Source organism: Segatella copri, from assembly GCF_009494395.1.
Taxonomy (GTDB): Bacteria; Bacteroidota; Bacteroidia; order Bacteroidales; family Bacteroidaceae; genus Prevotella.
Window position 1 is genome coordinate 1 of sequence record NZ_VZCB01000016.1, and the last position, 20340, is coordinate 20340.

Annotated in this window: 16 protein-coding genes and 1 pseudogene; 11 read left to right on the forward strand and 6 right to left on the reverse strand. The window is 47.5% G+C overall.

Going from position 1 to position 20340, the window contains the following annotated elements; all coding sequences use genetic code 11:
• The coding region (locus tag F7D73_RS01855) for a site-specific integrase (RefSeq protein WP_153122029.1) at positions 1-908 on the reverse strand (908 nt) is incomplete at its 3' end.
• Positions 909-1619: 711 nt separating this feature from the next.
• Between F7D73_RS01855 and F7D73_RS01860 the strand changes: the two genes are divergently transcribed.
• The 11 genes from F7D73_RS01860 (at position 1620) to miaA (ending at position 13107) form a co-directional block, all read left to right on the forward strand.
• Positions 1620-2606 carry a PhoH family protein gene (locus F7D73_RS01860; protein WP_153122030.1) on the forward strand — a complete coding sequence of 329 codons (987 nt, stop codon included), beginning with the start codon at positions 1620-1622 and terminating at the stop codon, positions 2604-2606.
• A 114-nt stretch (positions 2607-2720) separates the two neighbouring features.
• Positions 2721-3671, forward strand: a complete 951-nt coding sequence (locus F7D73_RS01865) for a phosphoribosylaminoimidazolesuccinocarboxamide synthase (protein WP_153122031.1) — start codon at positions 2721-2723, stop codon at positions 3669-3671.
• A gap of 6 nt (positions 3672-3677) precedes the next feature.
• Positions 3678-4412, forward strand: a complete 735-nt coding sequence (ubiE, locus tag F7D73_RS01870; RefSeq protein ID WP_153122032.1) for a bifunctional demethylmenaquinone methyltransferase/2-methoxy-6-polyprenyl-1,4-benzoquinol methylase UbiE — start codon at positions 3678-3680, stop codon at positions 4410-4412.
• Between the two features lie 28 nt (positions 4413-4440).
• Positions 4441-5187: a shikimate dehydrogenase family protein gene (locus tag F7D73_RS01875; protein WP_153122033.1), complete on the forward strand. Its 747-nt coding sequence runs from the start codon at positions 4441-4443 to the stop codon at positions 5185-5187.
• 134 nt (positions 5188-5321) lie between these two features.
• On the forward strand, positions 5322-6470 hold the full coding sequence (locus F7D73_RS01880; protein WP_006847235.1) for an AIR synthase-related protein: 1149 nt from the start codon (positions 5322-5324) through the stop codon (positions 6468-6470).
• An 18-nt stretch (positions 6471-6488) separates the two neighbouring features.
• A complete protein-coding gene (gene prfA / locus F7D73_RS01885) occupies positions 6489-7598 on the forward strand; it encodes a peptide chain release factor 1 (protein WP_153122034.1) in 1110 nt (369 codons plus the stop codon).
• A 55-nt stretch (positions 7599-7653) separates the two neighbouring features.
• The gene (gene pyrF, locus F7D73_RS01890) at positions 7654-8499 is read left to right on the forward strand and encodes an orotidine-5'-phosphate decarboxylase (RefSeq protein ID WP_153122035.1); all 846 of its coding nucleotides are present in this window, start codon (positions 7654-7656) and stop codon (positions 8497-8499) included.
• 293 nt (positions 8500-8792) lie between these two features.
• The gene (gene lpxD, locus F7D73_RS01895; protein ID WP_153122036.1) at positions 8793-9827 is read left to right on the forward strand and encodes a UDP-3-O-(3-hydroxymyristoyl)glucosamine N-acyltransferase; all 1035 of its coding nucleotides are present in this window, start codon (positions 8793-8795) and stop codon (positions 9825-9827) included.
• Positions 9828-9940: 113 nt separating this feature from the next.
• A complete protein-coding gene (locus F7D73_RS01900; RefSeq protein WP_437182278.1) occupies positions 9941-11323 on the forward strand; it encodes a bifunctional UDP-3-O-[3-hydroxymyristoyl] N-acetylglucosamine deacetylase/3-hydroxyacyl-ACP dehydratase in 1383 nt (460 codons plus the stop codon).
• A 15-nt stretch (positions 11324-11338) separates the two neighbouring features.
• Complete coding sequence (gene lpxA / locus F7D73_RS01905) at positions 11339-12109, forward strand: acyl-ACP--UDP-N-acetylglucosamine O-acyltransferase (protein WP_089543518.1); 771 nt, start codon at positions 11339-11341, stop codon at positions 12107-12109.
• A gap of 98 nt (positions 12110-12207) precedes the next feature.
• A complete protein-coding gene (gene miaA / locus F7D73_RS01910) occupies positions 12208-13107 on the forward strand; it encodes a tRNA (adenosine(37)-N6)-dimethylallyltransferase MiaA (protein ID WP_153122038.1) in 900 nt (299 codons plus the stop codon).
• Here miaA and F7D73_RS01915 read toward each other — a convergent pair.
• From F7D73_RS01915 to F7D73_RS01935, 5 genes and pseudogenes are all read right to left on the reverse strand, one after another.
• Positions 13056-13238, reverse strand: a pseudogene (locus F7D73_RS01915) (hypothetical protein); the annotation flags it as partial. The gene miaA and the pseudogene F7D73_RS01915 sit on opposite strands and share 52 nt — an antisense overlap.
• Before the next feature lie 74 nt (positions 13239-13312).
• Positions 13313-14263 carry an Rpn family recombination-promoting nuclease/putative transposase gene (locus tag F7D73_RS01920; protein WP_153122039.1) on the reverse strand — a complete coding sequence of 317 codons (951 nt, stop codon included), beginning with the start codon at positions 14261-14263 and terminating at the stop codon, positions 13313-13315.
• Positions 14264-14429: 166 nt separating this feature from the next.
• Positions 14430-14714, reverse strand: coding sequence for a hypothetical protein (locus tag F7D73_RS01925; RefSeq protein WP_228117605.1), 285 nt, complete (start codon positions 14712-14714; stop codon positions 14430-14432).
• A gap of 10 nt (positions 14715-14724) precedes the next feature.
• Positions 14725-17859, reverse strand: a complete 3135-nt coding sequence (locus F7D73_RS01930; protein ID WP_153122040.1) for a type III restriction-modification system endonuclease — start codon at positions 17857-17859, stop codon at positions 14725-14727.
• On the reverse strand, positions 17856-19730 hold the full coding sequence (locus tag F7D73_RS01935) for a site-specific DNA-methyltransferase (protein WP_194256812.1): 1875 nt from the start codon (positions 19728-19730) through the stop codon (positions 17856-17858). The genes F7D73_RS01930 and F7D73_RS01935 overlap by 4 nt, the downstream gene beginning before the upstream one ends.
• Positions 19731-20340: the final 610 nt, after the last annotated feature.

A 20340-nucleotide genomic window follows, 5' to 3' on the forward strand; every position in this document is an offset into this window, starting at 1 on the left:
GCCTCGGGCAGGAGTTTCACCCTGGCAAGTGTTCCGGTCTTCTTGCGGTTATAGATGAGCCATTTGTCGCCATCCTCCAACACCTTGACATTGGCTTTCGTGATGGAAACGGTGTCTATGAAGGCTGTTCCTGCATAGCAGGCGAAAAGAAACAGGTCACGGCTAACGGATAGTCTCGGCTTGTCTTCGGGCAGTTCCACATCACGGATTTTTATGAAATCAGACATGCTGAGAGCCTTGGGTGTCGTAACCCTTGGAGTGCCAACCCGATAATGGGCGAACAGCAGGTTCTTGCACAAGCCTCGCTCAAAGGCGATGCGGCACATCTTCTTGAAGAGCGACACATAGATGGTGATGGTTCCTGATGAAAAGCCTTTCTCGTCAAGCAAGTAATGGTGAAAGTCACTGATGAAAGGCTCGGTCAGCTGTCCGAAAGCCAAATCAGTCAACCTATACTTCTCCCCGATGAACTCAGCAAGATTCTTGCGAATCTTTCTGTAAGTCCAGACACTGCTCTTCGACATATCGATGCCCTCATGGGTGCTGAGTTCACTGATATGCTCGTCCACGAAGGAGAGAAGGGTGGTCTGTGTCTTGACGCTGCCCTGCAAAGCCTCCTTGACATCCTTAGCCTCGAAGTCCGTTCTCTTTTCCACAAGCACATCGAAAGCCTTTTGGATGGAAAGCAACAACTGCCCGATGTCCTTGTTGGTCTCCACGGCTTCCTTGCTCTTGCCCTCCAATCGGCTGGCACGAGGATTCCAAAGCGATGGAGTGCAAGACAACTTGCAGGAGAACTGCGCCATAGTCCTGTTCACCGTGATGCGTCCCATGATGGGAGCTTTTCCATTCTTGTCCATTCCGCTCTTTTTTAGGTAGAGCAACACCTTGAATTTTTCGATTTTCATAACGCTTACATTTTGAGTGTGCAAATATAATCATTTTGTAAGCGTTCCTTGATACGCAAAATATTGAGAATCAGCGCAATAAAATCCGTTGATGCACAAAGTTGCCTTTCCGCATTGTTACCTGCTTTGCATAGGTAACTGTGGCTCACGATTTAGTAACTGAACTACTTCAATATTCCTCACTCGCTTGCTTTATGCCAATTCGGCAACTTTGTGCAAATCTACTCATTCCCAACTGTTTACGTTCCAACCTCTCTTATTCTCCTTTGGCTGCTTTAGAGCCTTATGTTAATAAAAATAACTCATAGTTTTGTGGGTGCTAACTCATAGTTTTCTATGAAGAAACAAATAGACTTCTTCTTGAAATCACAGCCTTTATCATCGAAAAACAGCAGAAACAGGCATGTTTTAAACTAAAAAAAACACGGACAAATTCAATTTGTCCGGGCAAATTACCAGAAGACTTATAAGCAACTATCTATCAAGATGTTACAAGCAACCAGACGAAAGAGCCGGACAAATTCAATTTGTCCGTGTTATTTTTTTAACAGCAATATAAACAAGTTCCCTCTGTCTCACAGACGGTTTACCAGAACAGTTTGCCCGATAATCTCAAAAAAAGCATAAGAAATTTGCTTATTTCGAGGAAAAGTTGTAATTTTGCAGCGTTATATAACATATAAAGGTTTAAACGATTTAAGATTAGAAATTTTGATAGAGAAACATATAGTACTCGAAGATGTAGATCCAGTGATGTTCTACGGAGTGAATAATGCTCATCTACAGATGATAAAATCACTGTATCCTAAGTTGCGTATCGTGGCACGTGACAACGTGCTTCGTGTGCTTGGCGACGAGGAAGAAATGGCGAAAGCAGAAGAAGACATTGAGCTGATGCGCAAGCACTTAGCTAAATATAACATGCTCAATGAAGAAGATATCCTTGATATTGTGAAAGGCAAACAGACCAAAGCTGACTCCGTAAAAGGCGTGCTGGTTTACAGCATCAGCGGAAGACCTATCAAGAGCCGCAGCGAAAACCAGCAGCAACTCATTGAAGCTTACGAAAAGAACGACATGGTATTTGCCGTGGGGCCTGCCGGAACCGGTAAGACCTACCTCAGCATCGCCCTTGCCGTAAAAGCACTCAAGGAGAAAGCCATTAAAAAGATCATCCTATCACGACCTGCCGTAGAAGCGGGCGAAAAGCTCGGTTTCCTGCCAGGCGACATGAAAGATAAAATTGACCCTTACCTGCAGCCACTGTATGATGCACTGGAAGACATGATTCCTGCCGTCAAGCTGCAAGACATGATGGAAAAGCACATTATCCAGATTGCGCCACTTGCCTTCATGCGTGGACGCACACTCAGCGACGCCGTCGTCATTCTTGACGAGGCGCAGAACACAACCTCCCAGCAGATTAGAATGTTCCTTACCCGTATGGGCATGAACACCAAGATGATCATCACCGGCGACCTGACCCAGATCGACTTGCCTAGAGAGCAGCGAAGCGGACTGAAGGAAGCACTCAAGATCCTGGAAGGAGTAGAAGGAATCGGAGTCGTGAAACTGGGGCAGAAGGATATTGTGCGACACAAGCTCGTAACCCGCATCGTCAATGCATACGACAAGTATGACAAGGAGAGAGCGGAAGCACGAGAAGCTCTGAAAGCAGAAAAAGATAATTCAAAATAATCAGAATTAAGAATGAACAGAATGATTCTTTAAAAATAGATTTCATCAAGAATGCAGATCATCAATAAAGCATATCATAAAGTTCAAAGTTCAAAATTCAAAGTTCAAAGTAAAATGAAAGCATTAACAAAGACAGATTTCCATTTCGATGGACAGAAGAGTGTTTACCACGGTAAAGTACGTGATGTGTATGACATTAACGACGACATCCTCGTGATGGTCGCTACCGACAGAATCTCAGCGTTCGACGTTGTTCTGCCTAAGGGTATCCCATTCAAGGGACAGGTGCTCAATCAGATTGCAGCTAAGTTCTTGGACACAACTACAGACATCTGTCCAAACTGGAAGTTGGCTACTCCAGACCCTATGGTAACTATTGGTTTGAAGTGCGAGGGTTTCCGCGTAGAAATGATCATCCGCTCAATCCTCACCGGTAGCGCATGGCGCGACTATCAGAAGGGATGCCGTGAGATCTGCGGTGTGAAGTTGCCTGACGGAATGCGCGAGAACGAGCGTTTCCCAGAGCCAATCATTACTCCTACTACCAAGGCTGACGAGGGTCACGACATGAACATCTCTAAGGAAGAGATCATTGCCCAGGGTATTGTTAGTGCAGAGGATTACGCTGTAATGGAAGACTATACACGCAAGATCTTCGCTCGTGGTCAGGAAATCGCTGCTAAGCAGGGCTTGATTCTCGTTGATACCAAGTATGAGTTTGGCAAGCGCGACGGTAAGGTTTACCTCATCGACGAGATCCACACTCCAGACTCTAGCCGCTACTTCTATGCTGACGGCTACGAGGAGAAGTTTGAGAAGGGTGAGCCTCAGCGCCAGCTTTCCAAGGAGTTCGTTCGCCAGTGGCTCATCGAGCACAACTTCATGAACGAGCCAGGTCAGACCATGCCTGAAATCACCGACGAGTATGCAGAGAGCGTATCAGACCGCTACATCGAGCTTTACGAGCACATCACAGGCGAGAAGTTCGACAAGGCTGCTGAGGAAGGTGACATCGCTGCACGTATCGAGAAGAACGTAAGTGAATGGCTTGCTACACGTAAATAATTAATAATGTATAAGCAAGAACAGATTAAGCCCTACGAGGGCACAGGAGATAAGGGCAAGCTGGTAGAGGAGATGTTTGACAACATCGCCCCTACCTACGACACCCTGAACCACCGACTCTCGTGGGATATCGACAAGGGATGGCGCAAGAAGGCTATCAAGCGACTTGCGCCCTTCTCTCCAAAGAAAATGCTCGACATCGCCACCGGCACCGGCGACTTCGCCATCCTTGCCGCCCGGATGCTGCATCCCGACAAACTCATCGGAGCAGACATCTCGCAGGGAATGATGGAGATAGGAAGACAGAAGGTAAAGCAGCTGGGACTTGACGGAGTGATCCGCTTCGACAAGGAAGATTGTCTTCACCTCTCATACGAAGACAATACATTTGATGCAGTAACTGCCGCCTTCGGCATCCGCAACTTCCAGAACCTGGACCAGGGTCTTTGCGAAATGTGCCGAGTACTGAAGAAGGGAGGACATCTCTGCATCGTAGAGCTCACCACTCCGGTCAGCTTCCCGATGAAGCAGCTGTTCCACATCTATTCGCATACAGTATTGCCTATCTACGGCAAGCTGATTTCGAAAGACCAGAGTGCCTACAGCTACCTCACCAAGACTATCGAGGCATTCCCTCAGGGAGAGACGATGATGGAGGTATTCAAGAAGGCAGGTTTCGAGAAAGCAGAGTTCACCCGACTCACCTTCGGCATCTGCACACTCTATTTTGCAACCAAATAAATTATGAATTTTAAATAAGAATATCAGTATGGACAAGTATGGACTCATAGGTTTCCCTTTGGGCCACTCCTTCTCAAAAAGCTATTTCAACGAGAAGTTTGAGAACGAAGGAATCAATGCCAAGTACATCAACTTCGAGCTGCCTAGCATCGAAGGTTTAGCTGAGGTACTCGACACCAATCCCGAACTGAAGGGTTTCAACGTAACCATTCCTTACAAGGAGAAAGTAATCAGCTATCTCGACAGCGTAAGCCCTGAGGCCAACGCCATCGGAGCCGTCAATGTGGTGAAGGTTGATCACAAGGGCAATGAAACTGTGCTCACCGGCTATAATAGCGACGTCATTGGCTTTACAAAGAGCATCGAGCCATTCCTGGAGAAGTGTCATAAGAAAGCACTTATCCTGGGTACCGGAGGTGCATCTAAAGCCATCAACTACGGTTTGAAATCACTAGGTCTGGAAACCTTGTTTGTGAGTCGATACGAACGTCCTGGTACTATCCAATACGATAAGATTACTCCTGAGGTAATCAAGGAATACAATGTCATCGTCAACTGTACTCCAGTGGGCATGTATCCTCATGTAGATGAGTGCCCTCCACTGCCTTACGAGGCGATGGACACCCACACGCTGCTCTATGACCTCATCTACAATCCTGACGAAACCCTTTTCATGAAGAAGGGAAAAGAACATGGAGCCACAGTAAAGAATGGCTTGGAAATGCTGCTCCTCCAGGCATTCGCCAGCTGGGATTTCTGGCATGAAGAAAAATAAATACTTCATAAACATAGATGTTTACAAGTACAGATTCAGCATAGTAAACTTGAACATCTACATTTATAAGAACGATAAGGAAATTATAAGAATCATAATTGGAGATCAATTTAGATATGAGTAACAATAGATATATGATGCGCGGTGTAAGCGCAGCAAAGGAAGATGTTCACAACGCTATCAAGAACATCGACAAGGGTATCTTCCCACAGGCTTTCTGCAAGATTATCCCTGATATCCTGGGCGGCGACCCAGAGTATTGCAACATTATGCACGCCGACGGTGCAGGTACCAAGTCTAGCTTGGCTTACATGTACTGGAAGGAGACGGGCGACCTCTCTGTATGGAAGGGTATCGCTCAGGATGCTATCGTGATGAATACCGACGACCTGCTCTGCGTGGGTGCCGTAGACAACATCCTCGTTAGCTCTACCATCGGCCGCAACAAGATGCTCATCCCTGGCGAGGTAATCTCGGCTATCATCAACGGTACCGACGACCTGCTCCACGAGATGCGCGAGATGGGTATCGGCATCTATCCTACAGGCGGTGAGACTGCCGATGTAGGCGACCTGGTTCGTACCATCATCGTTGACTCTACCGTAACCTGCCGCATGAAGCGCAGCGACGTCATCAACAACGCCAACATCCGTCCAGGCGATGTCATCGTAGGTCTTTCTTCTACAGGTCAGGCTACATACGAGAAGAAGTACAACGGCGGTATGGGTAGCAACGGTTTGACTTCTGCCCGCCACGATGTATTCGCCAAGTATCTCGCTGAGAACTATCCTGAGAGCTACGACCACGCCGTGCCAGATGAGTTGGTTTACAGCGGCAAGTATAAGTTGACCGATGAGGTTGAGGGTTCTCCTATCAACGCCGGTGAGCTGGTACTCTCTCCTACCCGCACCTATGCTCCGGTTATCAAGAAGATTCTCGACGAGCTCCGCCCAGAGGTTCACGGTATGGTTCACTGTACAGGTGGTGCCCAGACCAAGGTTCTGCACTTCGTAGGCGAGAACTGCAAGGTAGTGAAGGACAACATGTTCCCAGTACCTCCACTCTTCAAGGCAATCCACGACTGCTCAGAGACCGACTGGAAGGAGATGTATCAGGTATTCAACATGGGTCACCGCATGGAGATCTACGTTCGCCCAGAGGTAGCTGAGAAGGTCATCGCCATCAGCAAGAGCTTCAACATCGATGCCCAGATTGTGGGTCACATCGAGGAAGGCAAGCGCAGCCTGACCATCAAGAGCGAATTCGGAACATTCGAATACTAAAAATAGAATTTAAAATTAATGGATAATAACAACATATTACAGAAGCTAGAAGGCTTAGAGAGCCGATACGAGGAAGTAAGCACCCTCATTACCGACCCTGATGTCATCGCCGACCAGCCACGCTACGTGAAGCTCACCAAGGAGTGGAAAGACCTTGGCGACATCATGGACGCACGCAAGCGATACATCAACTGTCTGAACAGCATCAAGGAAGCTAAGGATATCCTCGCCAACGAAAGCGACCCTGAAATGAAGGAGATGGCTCGCGAGGAACTCAACGAGAACGAGGCTCTGCAGCCTAAGCTCGAAGAAGAAATCAAGATTGCCCTGGTTCCTAAGGATCCAGAGGATGCCAAGAATGTACAGATGGAGATTCGTGGCGGTGCCGGTGGCGACGAGGCTGCCCTCTTCGCCGGTGACCTCTTCTCTATGTATAAGAAATATTGTGAGTCTAAGGGATGGACTGTCAGCGTGACTTCTGTCTCTGAGGGCGCTGTGGGTGGATACAAGGAAATCGACTTCGCTGTAAGCGGAACAGATGTTTACGGTACATTGAAGTATGAGTCTGGTGTTCACCGTGTTCAGCGTGTACCTGCCACTGAGACTCAGGGCCGTATGCACACCTCAGCGGCTACCGTGGCTGTATTGCCAGAAGCAGATAAGTTTGAGGTGAACATCAACGAGGGTGACATCAAGTGGGATACCTTCCGAAGCTCTGGTGCCGGTGGTCAGAACGTGAACAAGGTAGAGTCTGGAGTTCGCCTCCGCTACCCTTGGAAGAACCCTAACACTGGGGAGGTAGAGGAAATCCTTATCGAGTGTACCGAAACCCGTGACCAGCCAAAGAACAAGGAGCGTGCCTTGAGCCGCCTCTATACCTTCATCCACGACCGTGAGCATCAGAAGTATGTTGACGATATCGCCAGCCGCCGCAAGAGCCTCGTCTCTACCGGTGACCGCAGTGCGAAGATTCGTACCTACAACTTCCCACAGGGCCGTGTTACCGACCACCGTATCGGTTACACCACCCACGACCTCAATGGTTTCCTGGCTGGTAACATCCAGGATATGATTGATGCCCTGACCGTGGCTGAGAATGCAGAGAAACTGAAAGAAACAGAATTGTAGAACCCTTATCATCGTTCCGAGAACCGGAGCGATGAATCATTATAAATACCATATTATGAACAGAAAAGAACTTGTAGAGCAGATTTTCGCCAAGAAGAGCTTCTTGTGCGTAGGTCTTGACACAGATATCAATAAGTTGCCTAAGTGCATTACAGAGGATGAAGAAATCCAGGGCGCAGAAGCTGAGATGATGTTTAAGTTCAACCAGGCTATCATCGACGCTACCGCTCCTTACTGCGTGGCTTACAAGCCAAACTTGGCTTTCTACGAGAGCCGTGGCATCGACGGCATGATTGCCTTCGAGAACACCATCAAGTATCTCAAGAGCCACTATCCAAACCACTTCATCATCGCTGACGCAAAGCGTGGCGACATCGGCAACACCTCAAAGATGTACGCCCAGACTTTCTTCGAGGAGTACAACCTCGATTCAGTAACCGTAGCTCCTTACATGGGCGAGGATTCTGTCAAGCCATTCCTCGAGTATGAGGGCAAGTGGGTCATCCTTCTGGCTTTGACCAGCAACAAGGGTAGCCACGACTTCCAGCTCACAGAGGACAAGGAAGGCGAGCGCCTCTTCGAGAAGGTTCTGAAGAAGAGCCAGGAATGGGGCAACGACGAGAACATGATGTACGTAGTAGGTGCTACTCAGGGTCAGATGTTCGAGGACATCCGCAAGGTGGCTCCTAACCACTTCCTCCTCGTACCAGGTGTTGGTGCTCAGGGTGGTAGCCTCCAGGAGGTTTGCAAGTATGGTATCATCAAGGATTGCGGTCTGCTCGTCAACTCATCTCGCGGCATCATCTACGCCAGCAACGGTGAGGACTTCGCAGAGGTAGCAGGCCAGAAGGCAAAGGAATTGCAGGAAGAAATGGCAGCAGAGCTTGCCAAGCTGGGCTAAGCCTCCCGCTAGGCGTCCCGGCGGATTTGAAATCCGCCGTAAAAAAAGGTTCGACCTATTAAACCGGGGGATTTACAATCCCCCACCCAAAAATAAGATTTTAGGCGCAAAGTATCTTGAAAAAGACGCTTTGCGCCTTAAAAATACCTATTTGTTGGCGAAAAAAGCAAAATATTACGAAAGAATGACGAGAATCTAAATTTATTTTGTTATTTTTGCAAACAAAATGTGTTTACCTAAAGGTATTTATACCTTGGGTGACCAATTAAAACAAACTAGAAGACAGATAAATTATGGAATTTACCGCTCAACAAATAGCCCAGTTCGTTCAGGGCCGTGTGGAAGGTGATGAGAATGCAACAGTCAACACCTTCGCTAAAATCGAAGAAGGCAAGGAAGGTGCAATCTCGTTCCTTTCTAACCCTAAATACACTCACTTCGTGTACGACACGAAGTCTAGCATCGTGCTCATTGATGAGACCGTAGAACTGGAACACCCAGTCAGCGCTACCCTCATCCGTGTGAAGAACGCCTACGAATGTGTGGCTAAGCTGCTTCAGATGTACGAGTCTATGAAACCAAAGAAGACAGGCATCGACCCATTGGCTTTTGTTTCTCCAAAGGCTAAGGTGGCAGAGAACGTCTATATTGGCGCTTTCGCTTATATCAGCGATGGTGCAGAGGTGGGCGAAGGTAGCCAGATTTATCCTCACGCCTACATCGGCGAGGGTGTGAAGATTGGCAAGAATGCCCTCATCTACCCTAACGTAACCGTTTATCACGGCTGTAAGCTCGGCGATAACGTGACTCTCCATGCAGGTTGTGTCATCGGTGCTGATGGCTTCGGCTTCGCTCCAGGACCTGATGGATACGACAAGATTCCTCAGATTGGTATCGTAACCATCGAGGATGATGTGGAGATTGGTGCCAACACTTGCGTTGACCGCTCTACCATGGGCTCTACCTACGTTCGCAAGGGCGTGAAGCTCGACAACCTGGTTCAGATTGCCCACAACACCGACATCGGTGCCAACACCGTGATGTCTTCTCAGGTGGGTGTAGCCGGCAGTACCAAGGTTGGCGAATGGTGTATGTTTGGTGGTCAGGTGGGTATCGCCGGTCACATCACCATCGGCGACAAGGTGTTCCTCGGAGCACAGAGCGGTGTGCCAGGCAGCCTCAAGAGCGGCCAGCAGCTCATCGGTACTCCTCCTATGGAGCAGCGTGCTTACTTCAAGTCACAGGCCATCTTCCGTCGCCTGCCTGACATGTACAAGGAGCTCAACGACCTGAAGAAGCAGATTGAAGAATTAAAGAAAAACAATTAAAAATAATAAGGCACGGATGATACGGATGATGCGGAGGCTAATGCCACTAAGGATTCCGAAGAAAACGCAGAGAAAAAATCCGTGTAATCCGTGCCTAAAAAATGAATATAATTATGTCAAAACAGAAGACACTGAAAGGTAGTTTCTCTCTTTGCGGCAAGGGATTGCACACAGGCTTGAGCCTCACCGTGACTTTCAATCCTGCACCAGAGAACACCGGTTATAAGATACAGCGCATCGACCTCGAAGGCGAGCCTATCATCCAGGCTGTAGCCGAGAACGTCGTTGAAACCCAGCGTGGCACCGTACTCGGCAAGGGCGATATCCGCATCTCTACCATCGAGCACGGTATGTCAGCACTCTATGCCCTCGGCATCGACAACTGTTTCATCCAGGTTAACGGTCCAGAGTTCCCTATCCTCGATGGCTCTGCAGCCATGTATGTAGAGAAGATTCAGAGCGTGGGCATCCAGGAGCAGAATGCAGAGAAGGACTATTATATCATCCGTCATAAGATTGAGGTGAAGGACGACAACGGTTCTGTCATCACCATTCTTCCAGATGAGGAGTTCAGCATCACGGCGATGTGTTCTTTCGAGAGCAAATTCATCAACAGCCAGTTTGCTACCCTCGATAAGATGGAGACCTACGTTGACGAGATTGCTTCTGCACGTACCTTCGTTTTCGTTCGCGATATCATGCCATTGCTCCAGGCCAATCTCATCAAGGGTGGCGACTTGGACAATGCCATCGTTATCTACGAGCGCCAGGTAGAGCAGGCGCAGCTCGATCAGCTCGCCGACCATCTCAAGGTGCCTCACATGGATGCCAGCAAGTTGGGTTACATCCAGCACCGTCCTTTGCAGTGGGAGAACGAGTGTACTCGCCATAAGCTGCTCGACATCATCGGCGATATGGCGCTCATCGGCAAGCCTATCAAGGGTCGCATCATTGCAACCCGTCCTGGTCACACCGTGAACAACAAATTCGCCCGTCTCATGCGCAAGGAGATCCGCAAGCACGAAATCCAGGCTCCTATCTACGATCCGAACGAGGAGCCAATCATGGATAACATCCGCATCCGCCAGCTCCTGCCTCATCGCTACCCAATGCAGTTGGTTGATAAGGTCATCGCCATGGGTCCTACCAGTATCGTGGGCGTTAAGAACGTAACCAGCAACGAGCCATTCTTCACCGGTCACTTCCCAGAGGAGCCAGTAATGCCAGGCGTTCTCCAGGTAGAGGCGATGGCACAGTGTGGCGGCCTGCTCGTATTGAACCAGCTGGAAGAGCCTGAGCGCTGGAGCACTTACTTCATGAAGCTCGACGACGTGAAGTTCCGCAAGAAGGTGGTTCCAGGCGATACCCTCCTCTTCCGTGTGGAGTTGCTCGCACCAGTACGCCATGGCATCAGCTCGATGAAGGGCTATATGTTCGTAGGCGACCAGGTGGTGGCTGAGGCTACTTTCACTGCACAGATTGTTAAGAACAAGTAATAATAAAATAGAAATATGAATCAGATTAGTCCATTAGCGTTTGTTCATCCAGAGGCAAAACTCGGTGACAACAACATTATCGGTCCTTTCTGCTATATCGACAAGGACACCGTTTTGGGCGATAACAACGTATTGCAGAACAGCGTTACCATCCACGTGGGCGCTCGTATCGGCAACAATAATGAATTCTTCCCAGGCGCTAGCATCTCTACCAAGCCTCAGGACTTGAAGTTCAAGGGCGAGGTGACAACCTGCGAAGTGGGCGACAACAACAGCATCCGTGAGAACGTTACTATCTCTCGTGGTACAGCCTCTAAGGGCAAAACCGTGGTAGGCAGCAACAACCTCCTGATGGAGACTGTTCACGTGGCTCACGACTGTGAGCTGGGCAGTGGCTTGATTATCGGTAACTCAACCAAGTTTGCCGGCGAGGTGGTTGTAGATGACAACGCCATCGTCAGTGCCAACGTTCTCGTTCATCAGTTCTGCCACATCGCAGGCTACGTGATGATTCAGGGCGGTTGCCGTTTCTCTCAGGATATTCCTCCTTACATCATTGCTGGCAAGGAGCCTACCCGCTATTGCAGCATCAACCTCATCGGTTTGCGTCGTCGTGGTTTCAGCAACGAGACCATCCAGAACATCCACGAGGCTTATCGCCTGCTCTACAGCAAGGGTATCCTGAAGGAAGGTATTGAGGAAATCAAGAAGAACCTTGAGGTGACTAAGGAAATCCAGTACATCATCGACTTCGTAGAGAGTTCTCAGCGAGGCATCATTCGATAAAAGTAAAAGGATAAAAGAATAAAAAGGTAAAAAAGCATTCTTGCATAGGTTTATGAAACGAGCAAGGATGCTTTTTTCTTGAATATAAAGAATGATATATGAAAACATTGATTGTGGTCTTAGGTCCTACGGGTGTTGGTAAAACGGAACTCTGCCTTTCTCTGGCAGAGCATCTCTCTATACCTATTATTAATGCCGACTCCCGCCAGATCTTCGCAGAACTCCCTATCGGAACCGCAGCACCTACTGCCGAACAGCAGCAGCGGGTGAAGCATTATTTCGTAGGCAACCACCACATCGAAGATTATTACAGCGCAGCCCAATACGAGGCCGACGTGATGAATCTCCTGGAAGAAGAAATCTTCAAGAATCACGATGTGGCGCTGCTTACAGGCGGCAGCATGATGTATATCGATGCCGTATGCAAGGGTATCGACGATATTCCTACCGTGCGGGATGACATCCGTACCTGGATGAAACAGCGCCTGGAAGAAGAAGGCTTGGAAGCGCTGGTAGAAGAACTCCACAAGATGGACCCGGAGCATTGGGCGATAGTAGATAAGAAGAATCCACGCCGCGTGGTGCATGCCCTGGAAATCTGCCACCAGACTGGCAAGACCTACACTTCATTCCGTATAGCCGAAAAGAAGCAGCGACCTTTCCGCATCATCAAGATAGGCCTGAACCGCGACCGTGCCGAACTGTACGACCGAATCAACCAGCGTGTGCTGATGATGATGGAGGAAGGCCTGGAGGCAGAAGCCCGCAGCGTATATCCACACAAGGGTCTCACCGCCTTGAGAACCGTGGGCTACAAGGAAATGTTTGCCTATTTCGATGGAGAGATAGATAAGGATGAAGCCATCCGCCAGATACAGTCGCATAGCCGTGAATACATGCGCAAGCAGCTCACCTGGTTTAAGCGAGATGCCGAAATCCACTGGTATCATCCCGACCAGCAGGATGAAATCATCCGATTTATTGATGAAGAGATATAGACATAATTGGCATCATGCAACGAGTGGGGTGCCATTACGATGGTGGTGCCCTCCTTGTGCAGCTCAGAAAGCAGTTCCATCACCTCCTTGCCATTTTTGGAATCCAGATTTCCAGTAGGCTCATCGGCAAGAAAAAAAGGGTGTATCAGAAATCATAAAGTTTTTCTGATACACCCTTTTTTATTCACTTGTATTTATTTATACTTCATAAATTGATATTGCTGATTTGCTCGAGTGAAAGACCTGTATATTTCATGACAAGCTCTTTCGACATACCATCAGCAAGCATACGCTGTGCAGCATTTATATTTGCCTCATTAGAGCCTTCAGCTCTTCCTTCAGCCATGCCTTTTGCTCTTCCTTCAGCCATACCTTTTGCCATACCTTTTGCCATACCTTTTGCCATGCCTTTTGCCATGCCTTCAGCTCTGGCTTCTGATTCTGCGGCCGCCATACATGCCAAATTATCGCGAGCAATCCAAAGACTGTTCTCGTAGGCTTCCCATTCTTTCTTCGAGAGTCTATGACTGTCGGCATATTCCTCAAGCTTCTCGAAAATCTTCTTTTGTGCCGTCCAAGGCATTCTTGTTAATGCTTCCATATGAGTCAATACATAAATCCATTTATCAAAATCACTCTCACATTCCGCTGGCTCTTTTTTGAAAAGAGGCAGGGCCAAGTAGATGAAGCGAAGCTTGTTGGAAGCTTGCTCCTTGCTCTCCTTATCTGCCAATATGATGTCTGTTCTGAACTTGTTTACTTCGCCTGCCTTTGGCATATAGTTCATGAAACAAACTGTGTATATCGGCAGAAACTTATAGGCATCCTGATTCTCAGCTTTGCCCTTATCTACCTGTTCCAGAATACTTCTGCAGGCATAGCAGATGGAGCGATCCAGAAAATTGGGTTGCCACTTGTTCTGCATTTCCAGGATGAATCGCTCGCCTGTGTCGGTTTCGCAGAAAACATCGTAGATAATACCTCGTTGATCTTTGGTCTGTGGCAATTGCTCTTTGTCTTTGAACACTACATCCTTGACGTGGAGCTCGCCCTCCAACAGATCGTTGAGAAAGCTTATCAGCAAATCCTTGCTGAATTCTTGACCGAAAAGACGCTTGAAGCCCCAATCGGTAAAGGGGTTGATGTACTTTGCCATCTTGTTAGATTTTAATTATTTTTAAATCTGATGACAAAGATACGTTGTTTTTTTGTAAACTCCAAATATTTAATCGATTTTTGCATAAATAACTGGAAAAATAAGTAATATGCAGTTGTAGACTTAGGAACCCTTCGCGATCATCATAGCTACATTTTGCATATCACTAAATATGTTCCTCCTGCCTCTTTTTTAGCAGCATGTAGTTCTGATGCAAGGCAAATTTCTTTTGCGGTTGCTGCTCTTTCTTCGTCTTGTCTGCCACAAAGGTTGGCGAGGTGAAGATAAAACGCACTTCCTCCACCTTCTCCAGCTCCGCCTTCATGGCTTCGAAGGCGTAGATGGAGAAAGAAGCGGCGGCGATGGATATGCGACTTTGGGTGGACAACCTCGACTTCAGGTCGTCCACCAATCGTTCGCTGGTATTGTTTATCTGTTTCGGCTGTTCCATAATTCTTCACTTATTTCACCCATTCCATCAAGTCGTCGTAGTTGGTTACCTTATGATAGTAGATGCCCGAACCTGAGAGTTGTTCGAATAGCCTGTCGGCACAGGCTATCTTGCCATCTTCTATACCTCGCAAGTCGAGGGTTGACATGCTGCCCTTGGTTTCGGCTACGAAATAGACATGTTTCACGGCACCATCCTTGAAGGCTATCGCCCAGTCGGGAGAATAATTGCCCACAGGGGTAGGAATGTGGAAGCCTTTTGGCAATTTGGCATATACGGCAACATCGGTGCTCGTATCGAGGTCTTCCACGAACTTGCGTTCCACACTCTGCTTTGCCGTTCCATCGGTAAACACATAATCCACGATGCTCTTCCTTCCCTGGTAAGCCTTGTCGAGTGAGGTATGCTTCTCCTCCGTAAAGATGGCGGAATCGTAGCTTCCCTCTATCTCGTTGTAACTGATATGATCTACGATGATGGTGGATTTCTGCTCCAGTATCAATCGGCTTACCCTGCGGATAAACTCTTCCGGATTCATCTTGTACATATCAAACTTTTCTGGCTTAATCTGACTCAAAATCCCGGCGATGGTCTTGCGGGTCAATCGGGTATTGGCGGCAATCTTGCCCAGCAGGTCATACTTTACGGTGCTTACTACATCCGTTCTCAGGTCATCATGCTGCATTTCCTCCTGCACCATCATGCTGCCCGCCTTCATATCGTCGTGCTTCAGTTCCGTCTTCTGCACTCCTCGGGTTACTACGTAGCTCAGTCTCGAAACCACCAGTTCCTTGTTAATGGCGGCAATGGCTTTCTCTATCAGTTCCCTGCTTTCGAAGTTCACCGTATAGGCATATTTGTGGTTGATACGATTCCAGAGTTCCTGGAACTCCTTCTTCGTGAAGTTCTCATTCAGTCTGTTCTCCGGAGTCTGCGGCGTACTTCCGTTTTCTATCATACCGTCAAGGGCAGAAGGATTCCAAACGCCTTCTATCAGTTTGTGAATCCATTTGCCGTATGGCTTTACTTCGTCTGGCAATGAGGCGAGTGTTCCTGATGTTGCAGCAGAGCGGTAAGCATCGGTTACATGACTTTCGTCATCCACATAACCATTCTTCACCAGATAGAAATAAATCTTCTTGGCTTCTGACGTCGTGATACTATGCTTGCTGCCATCCTCAATCGTGAAGGTTTTTCCATCGAAGTAATCGATGTCGGCAACCTTCGGACGGTCGTAGAGATCTTCCGAAATATTCTTCTGCAAGTCGTTTACGAAATCAGCATAGCCCTCAGAGGCAATCACGGTAAGGCGGTTAATCTGCTGCACCTGCCCCTGCAGGGTATCGGCATCCTGTCGTACTCCCTTGTTGTCAACGCAGAGTCGCAATCCTCGTCCCACTTCCTGACGCTTCTGCGAGATGCTGTTTGCCTGTCGGAGCGAACAGATCTGGAAGATGTTCGGATTGTCCCAACCTTCTCTCAAGGCAGAGTGGGAGAAGATGAAGCGAACTGGCGAGTAAGTTGGGTCGAGACTCAGCAGTCGTTCCTTGTCCTTCATAATCAAGTCGTAAGCCGATACGTCATCGCTTCCGACTCCCTTCTTCTCATCGCTGTCCTTGATGCGCTTGGTCTTGGGGTCGATGGAGAAATAACCCTCATGGGTCTTGTTGACAGGGATGCAGCTGAGATACTGCATATATTCTGGGTCGTACATATTCTGATTTTCGTTCAGCTCTGCCCGGTATTCCTGTTCAAAGATTTCTCCATAGCGTCCCAGCAGCGCATTACCGTCTTCATCATACTGGCGATACTTGGCAACCTCGTCGATGAAGAAAAGTGAGAGGCACTTGATACCACGATGGAAGAGCGCACTCTCTTTGCGGAAGTGCGCCTTGATGGTTTCCCTTATTTGGATGCGAGCCTTGTGGTCGGCAGTTACGTTACCGATTACCTCTTTCAACATCAGACTTTCGCCGTTGCTGAACTTCACCTGGCTTCGGCTTGGCTGACGGGCATCCACCACGATGTCGGTAATCATGAATCCCTTGTATTGCAGCATGTTTCCGGAGGCACTATAGAGATCGTCGCCTTCGCCCAACTTCTTGTAGATTCGCTTGATGGCTCCCGTAGTGCTCTGCTGTTCTATCTCCAGTCTTACCTGTGGTGCCTTGTCTTTCGAGAGCAGCAGCTCTGCAAAATAGATATAGCTGTCGGTACCTTTCAGGTTCTTCAGTTCGAAACCTACTACCTCTATCTTCTTCACCAGTTTGTGGTTGTAGGCATCGAGAGCATCGAGCACATACACCGTGTTGTGGTGTTCCTTGTGGGTAGCGGAGTAGTTCAGGGTGAAGAGCGGATTGAAGGCTTTGAGTGCCGTCTGTGTAGCGGCGCCTCCCATCTTCTGTGGTTCATCCAGAATGATGATTGGGTTGTTGGCTGCAAGAACGGCGATAGGCTTTCGGGAACCGAACTCATCACGTTCTGAGTTGATGATGCGTGCCGCCTTGTTCTTGGCTCCTTCCTTCATGGTGTTGAACGCCTGGGTGTTGATAATCATCACGCTGATGTCGTTGCTCTGCGAGAAGGTGTCGATGTCGTTGAGGCTGCTGCTGTCGTAGATGAAGTAGCGGGCCTTCTTGCCGTATTGCTCCATGAAGTGATCTACCGTGATGTCGAAGCTCTTCTTCACACCCTCTCGGATAGCGATGCTTGGAACCACCACGATAAACTTGGTCCAGCCATACTGCTTGTTCAGTTCGAACATCGTCTTGATATAGACGTAAGTCTTTCCCGTTCCGGTTTCCATCTCCACATCGAGCTGGCAGGCACCGAGCTTCTGACAGAGTTCTTCATCCTGATGGATGTTGTTCTCGGTCTGAATCTGCCGGATGTTGTCAAAGAGAGCCACCTTATCCATGGCGAGGCGGTTGTTCTTATAGCCCAGGCTATTGCCGGCATCATCGCTATCGGCAAAGACATCTGTTTGAACGAATTTGATGTCATGCTTCTTGCTGTCAACCACATACAGTTTTCCCTTATCCATCCTGTATTCCAGGTTGGCTTGGTTGGGCTGCCCCTTAAAGACGTTGATGACGCTCTCCACGGCATCGGTCTGATATTGTTGTATCTTAAACTTCAGTTTCATAGAATCCTTGTTACTGTGTCAGGAGAATATGTTTTAAAGATTTGCTCGAAGTTGGTGGCGGTGGAATCATCCTTCATGCTAGTATCACGGAGCACGGCATAGGCAGGTTGCATCTGGGCGATGGCTTTTACTACTTCGTCGGTTACATCCGGGTCGAAGCAAGCCACGAGGTATCCTTCAGCAACGTTATAGATGGTCTTGCCAGCTACTGTTGTCGTTTCTATCTTCGAATCCAGGGTTGCACCGAGTTCGAGCATCACCTGGAAGAGCAGGTCTTCGCCAGTTCTATCCGGCTTCACATTATCAACCTGCGAGAAGAGGTCGGCTTGTGAAATATCCTTTGGAGAATAGTAAATGTCCTGCATATTGGTGGAATCGAGTTTCAGCACCCGGAAGCCTGTATCGAGGTCTTGGGTGGTTAAAGGAAATTCCTCCTTGATCTTCTTGCCGGCTCTTCTTATTCTTTCCTTACCGATTTCACAGACTGTTTCATATCCTTGTTCTTTCTTTTTTTCGCTGATATGTTCTGGTAATTGAACCATAATGAAAGGACTATGTTTTTGTTTTTCTGCATTCATTTTCATTACAGCATGAGCAGTAGAGGCACTTCCTGAGAAAAAATCTAATACAATAGAATCATCTTTGAGATTTGCTAATGTCAGCAAACGTTGTAATAAACGTACAGGTTTAGGACCATCGAATACACCTTTATCACCAAATAATGCTGTAACTTCTTTTGCACCTTCTTGGCTATGACCAACTTCTTTGTAAAATAGTATAGAGGTTGGTGCCATTCCATCAAACTTTAATTCCCTAAGGAAACGTTTTATACATGGAACACTATTACCGTCAGTACCAAACCATATGCGGTTGTCTTGGAGTCTCTCACGGAACGCATTCCGTGAGAGACTCCAGCAGCGTCCTGCTGGAGGCTCTACGACTCTTCCCGAAGGACAGGTGATAGGATAATCGCATTCTGCATTATATGTTTTTACAGACATATCGCTTGGTTTCCAGTCTCCTCTTGGGTCGTTGTCAGGATTAGAATATCTCGCATTTGCTTCTGCGGTTCTTTCTAATCTACCTATATGGAAAGAATCTATTCTTTTAGCAAACATTAATATGTAGTCATGACTATTGGAAATAAATTTGGCATCATTTTTAGGCGAATAAGCTCTTTCCCAAACTAAAGTTGCGATAAAGTTTTGTTCTCCAAACACTTCATCGCAAACTTTTCTGAGGTTCTCTACCTCATTATCGTCAATAGAGATAAATATTACACCATCATCGGTCAGCAAATCTCTAGCAACTTTCAATCTCGGATAAATCATGTTGAGCCAATCAGTATGGAATCTGCCATTGCTTTCGGCATTGGTAAACATACGGTTGCCCTGCTCGTCAAACTGTCCTGAGTTGGCGAGGTATTCTTCTGAAGACTGAGCGAAATCATCTTCATAAACAAAATCGTTTCCGGTATTGTAAGGTGGGTCTATATAGATCATTTTCACCTTATGGAGGTAAGTCTCCTTCAGACATTTGAGAACATCGAGGTTGTCGCCCTCGATATAAAGGTTCTGGGTGTTGTCGAAATCAACGCTGTCTTCACGGCAAGGGCGAAGTGTGGCATTGATTGGAGAATTGGCAAGGAGAATCGCCTTGCTCTTGTCGGGCCAGGTAAACTGGTAGCGTTCCGCTCTTTCTGACATCACACTATCAGAAAGATTCTGCTTGAGTTTCTCGAAATCTATGAGGTGCTTTGGCTGACCGCTTCTTTCATCCACGGTCTCCGTAACGCAGTCAGGAAACAGCTGCGCAATTTTCGCAATGTTGTTCTCGACACCATTACTACTCTGCATTCTTAATTTGTCCATTCGTAGCTCTTTTCATTGTTGGTTACTATGTATAATAAGGTATAGCAACAAACATTGAAGCGAACTCCAACGTCTTTTGCTATAGCTGATGGGTGCGTTTGGAACTAAATCATTATCGGAGTAAAACGGGCAGCGGACAGAAGGTTTGGCTGGAAAGCCATTCAATGAAAGCCTTGATGAAGTGAAGACAAAGAAGAAGCGTGAGCTTCCCTTATCTACACTTAGGCTTTTGCCGGGCCCGTACCAACGATAAGTTCCGCCCACGCTATAGCGCAGGCGTTTACAGAACTTACTCTTCGTTGGTACTAATACTTTAATTCTGGCAAAATTTAAGTGTATCCGAACAAATTAGTAAACGCAAGTTTATAATCTTATTATGTTATATCTTTCTTTTCTGTTTCTTATATATCTTACTTTTTAAATTGTTATACATTCTATAAGCTACCGATTCCACAGAAATATGGACTCGGTTATTTGTCATTGTAATGTCCTTCTAGCTCAATAATGGACACAAGAATTTCTTCATCGAGTATGTCATAGATAATCCTGTCCTGGGGTAAGCGGCTCCGCGTTTATACCTTGCATAATTCAAAAAAAGCAGTAACAGCTG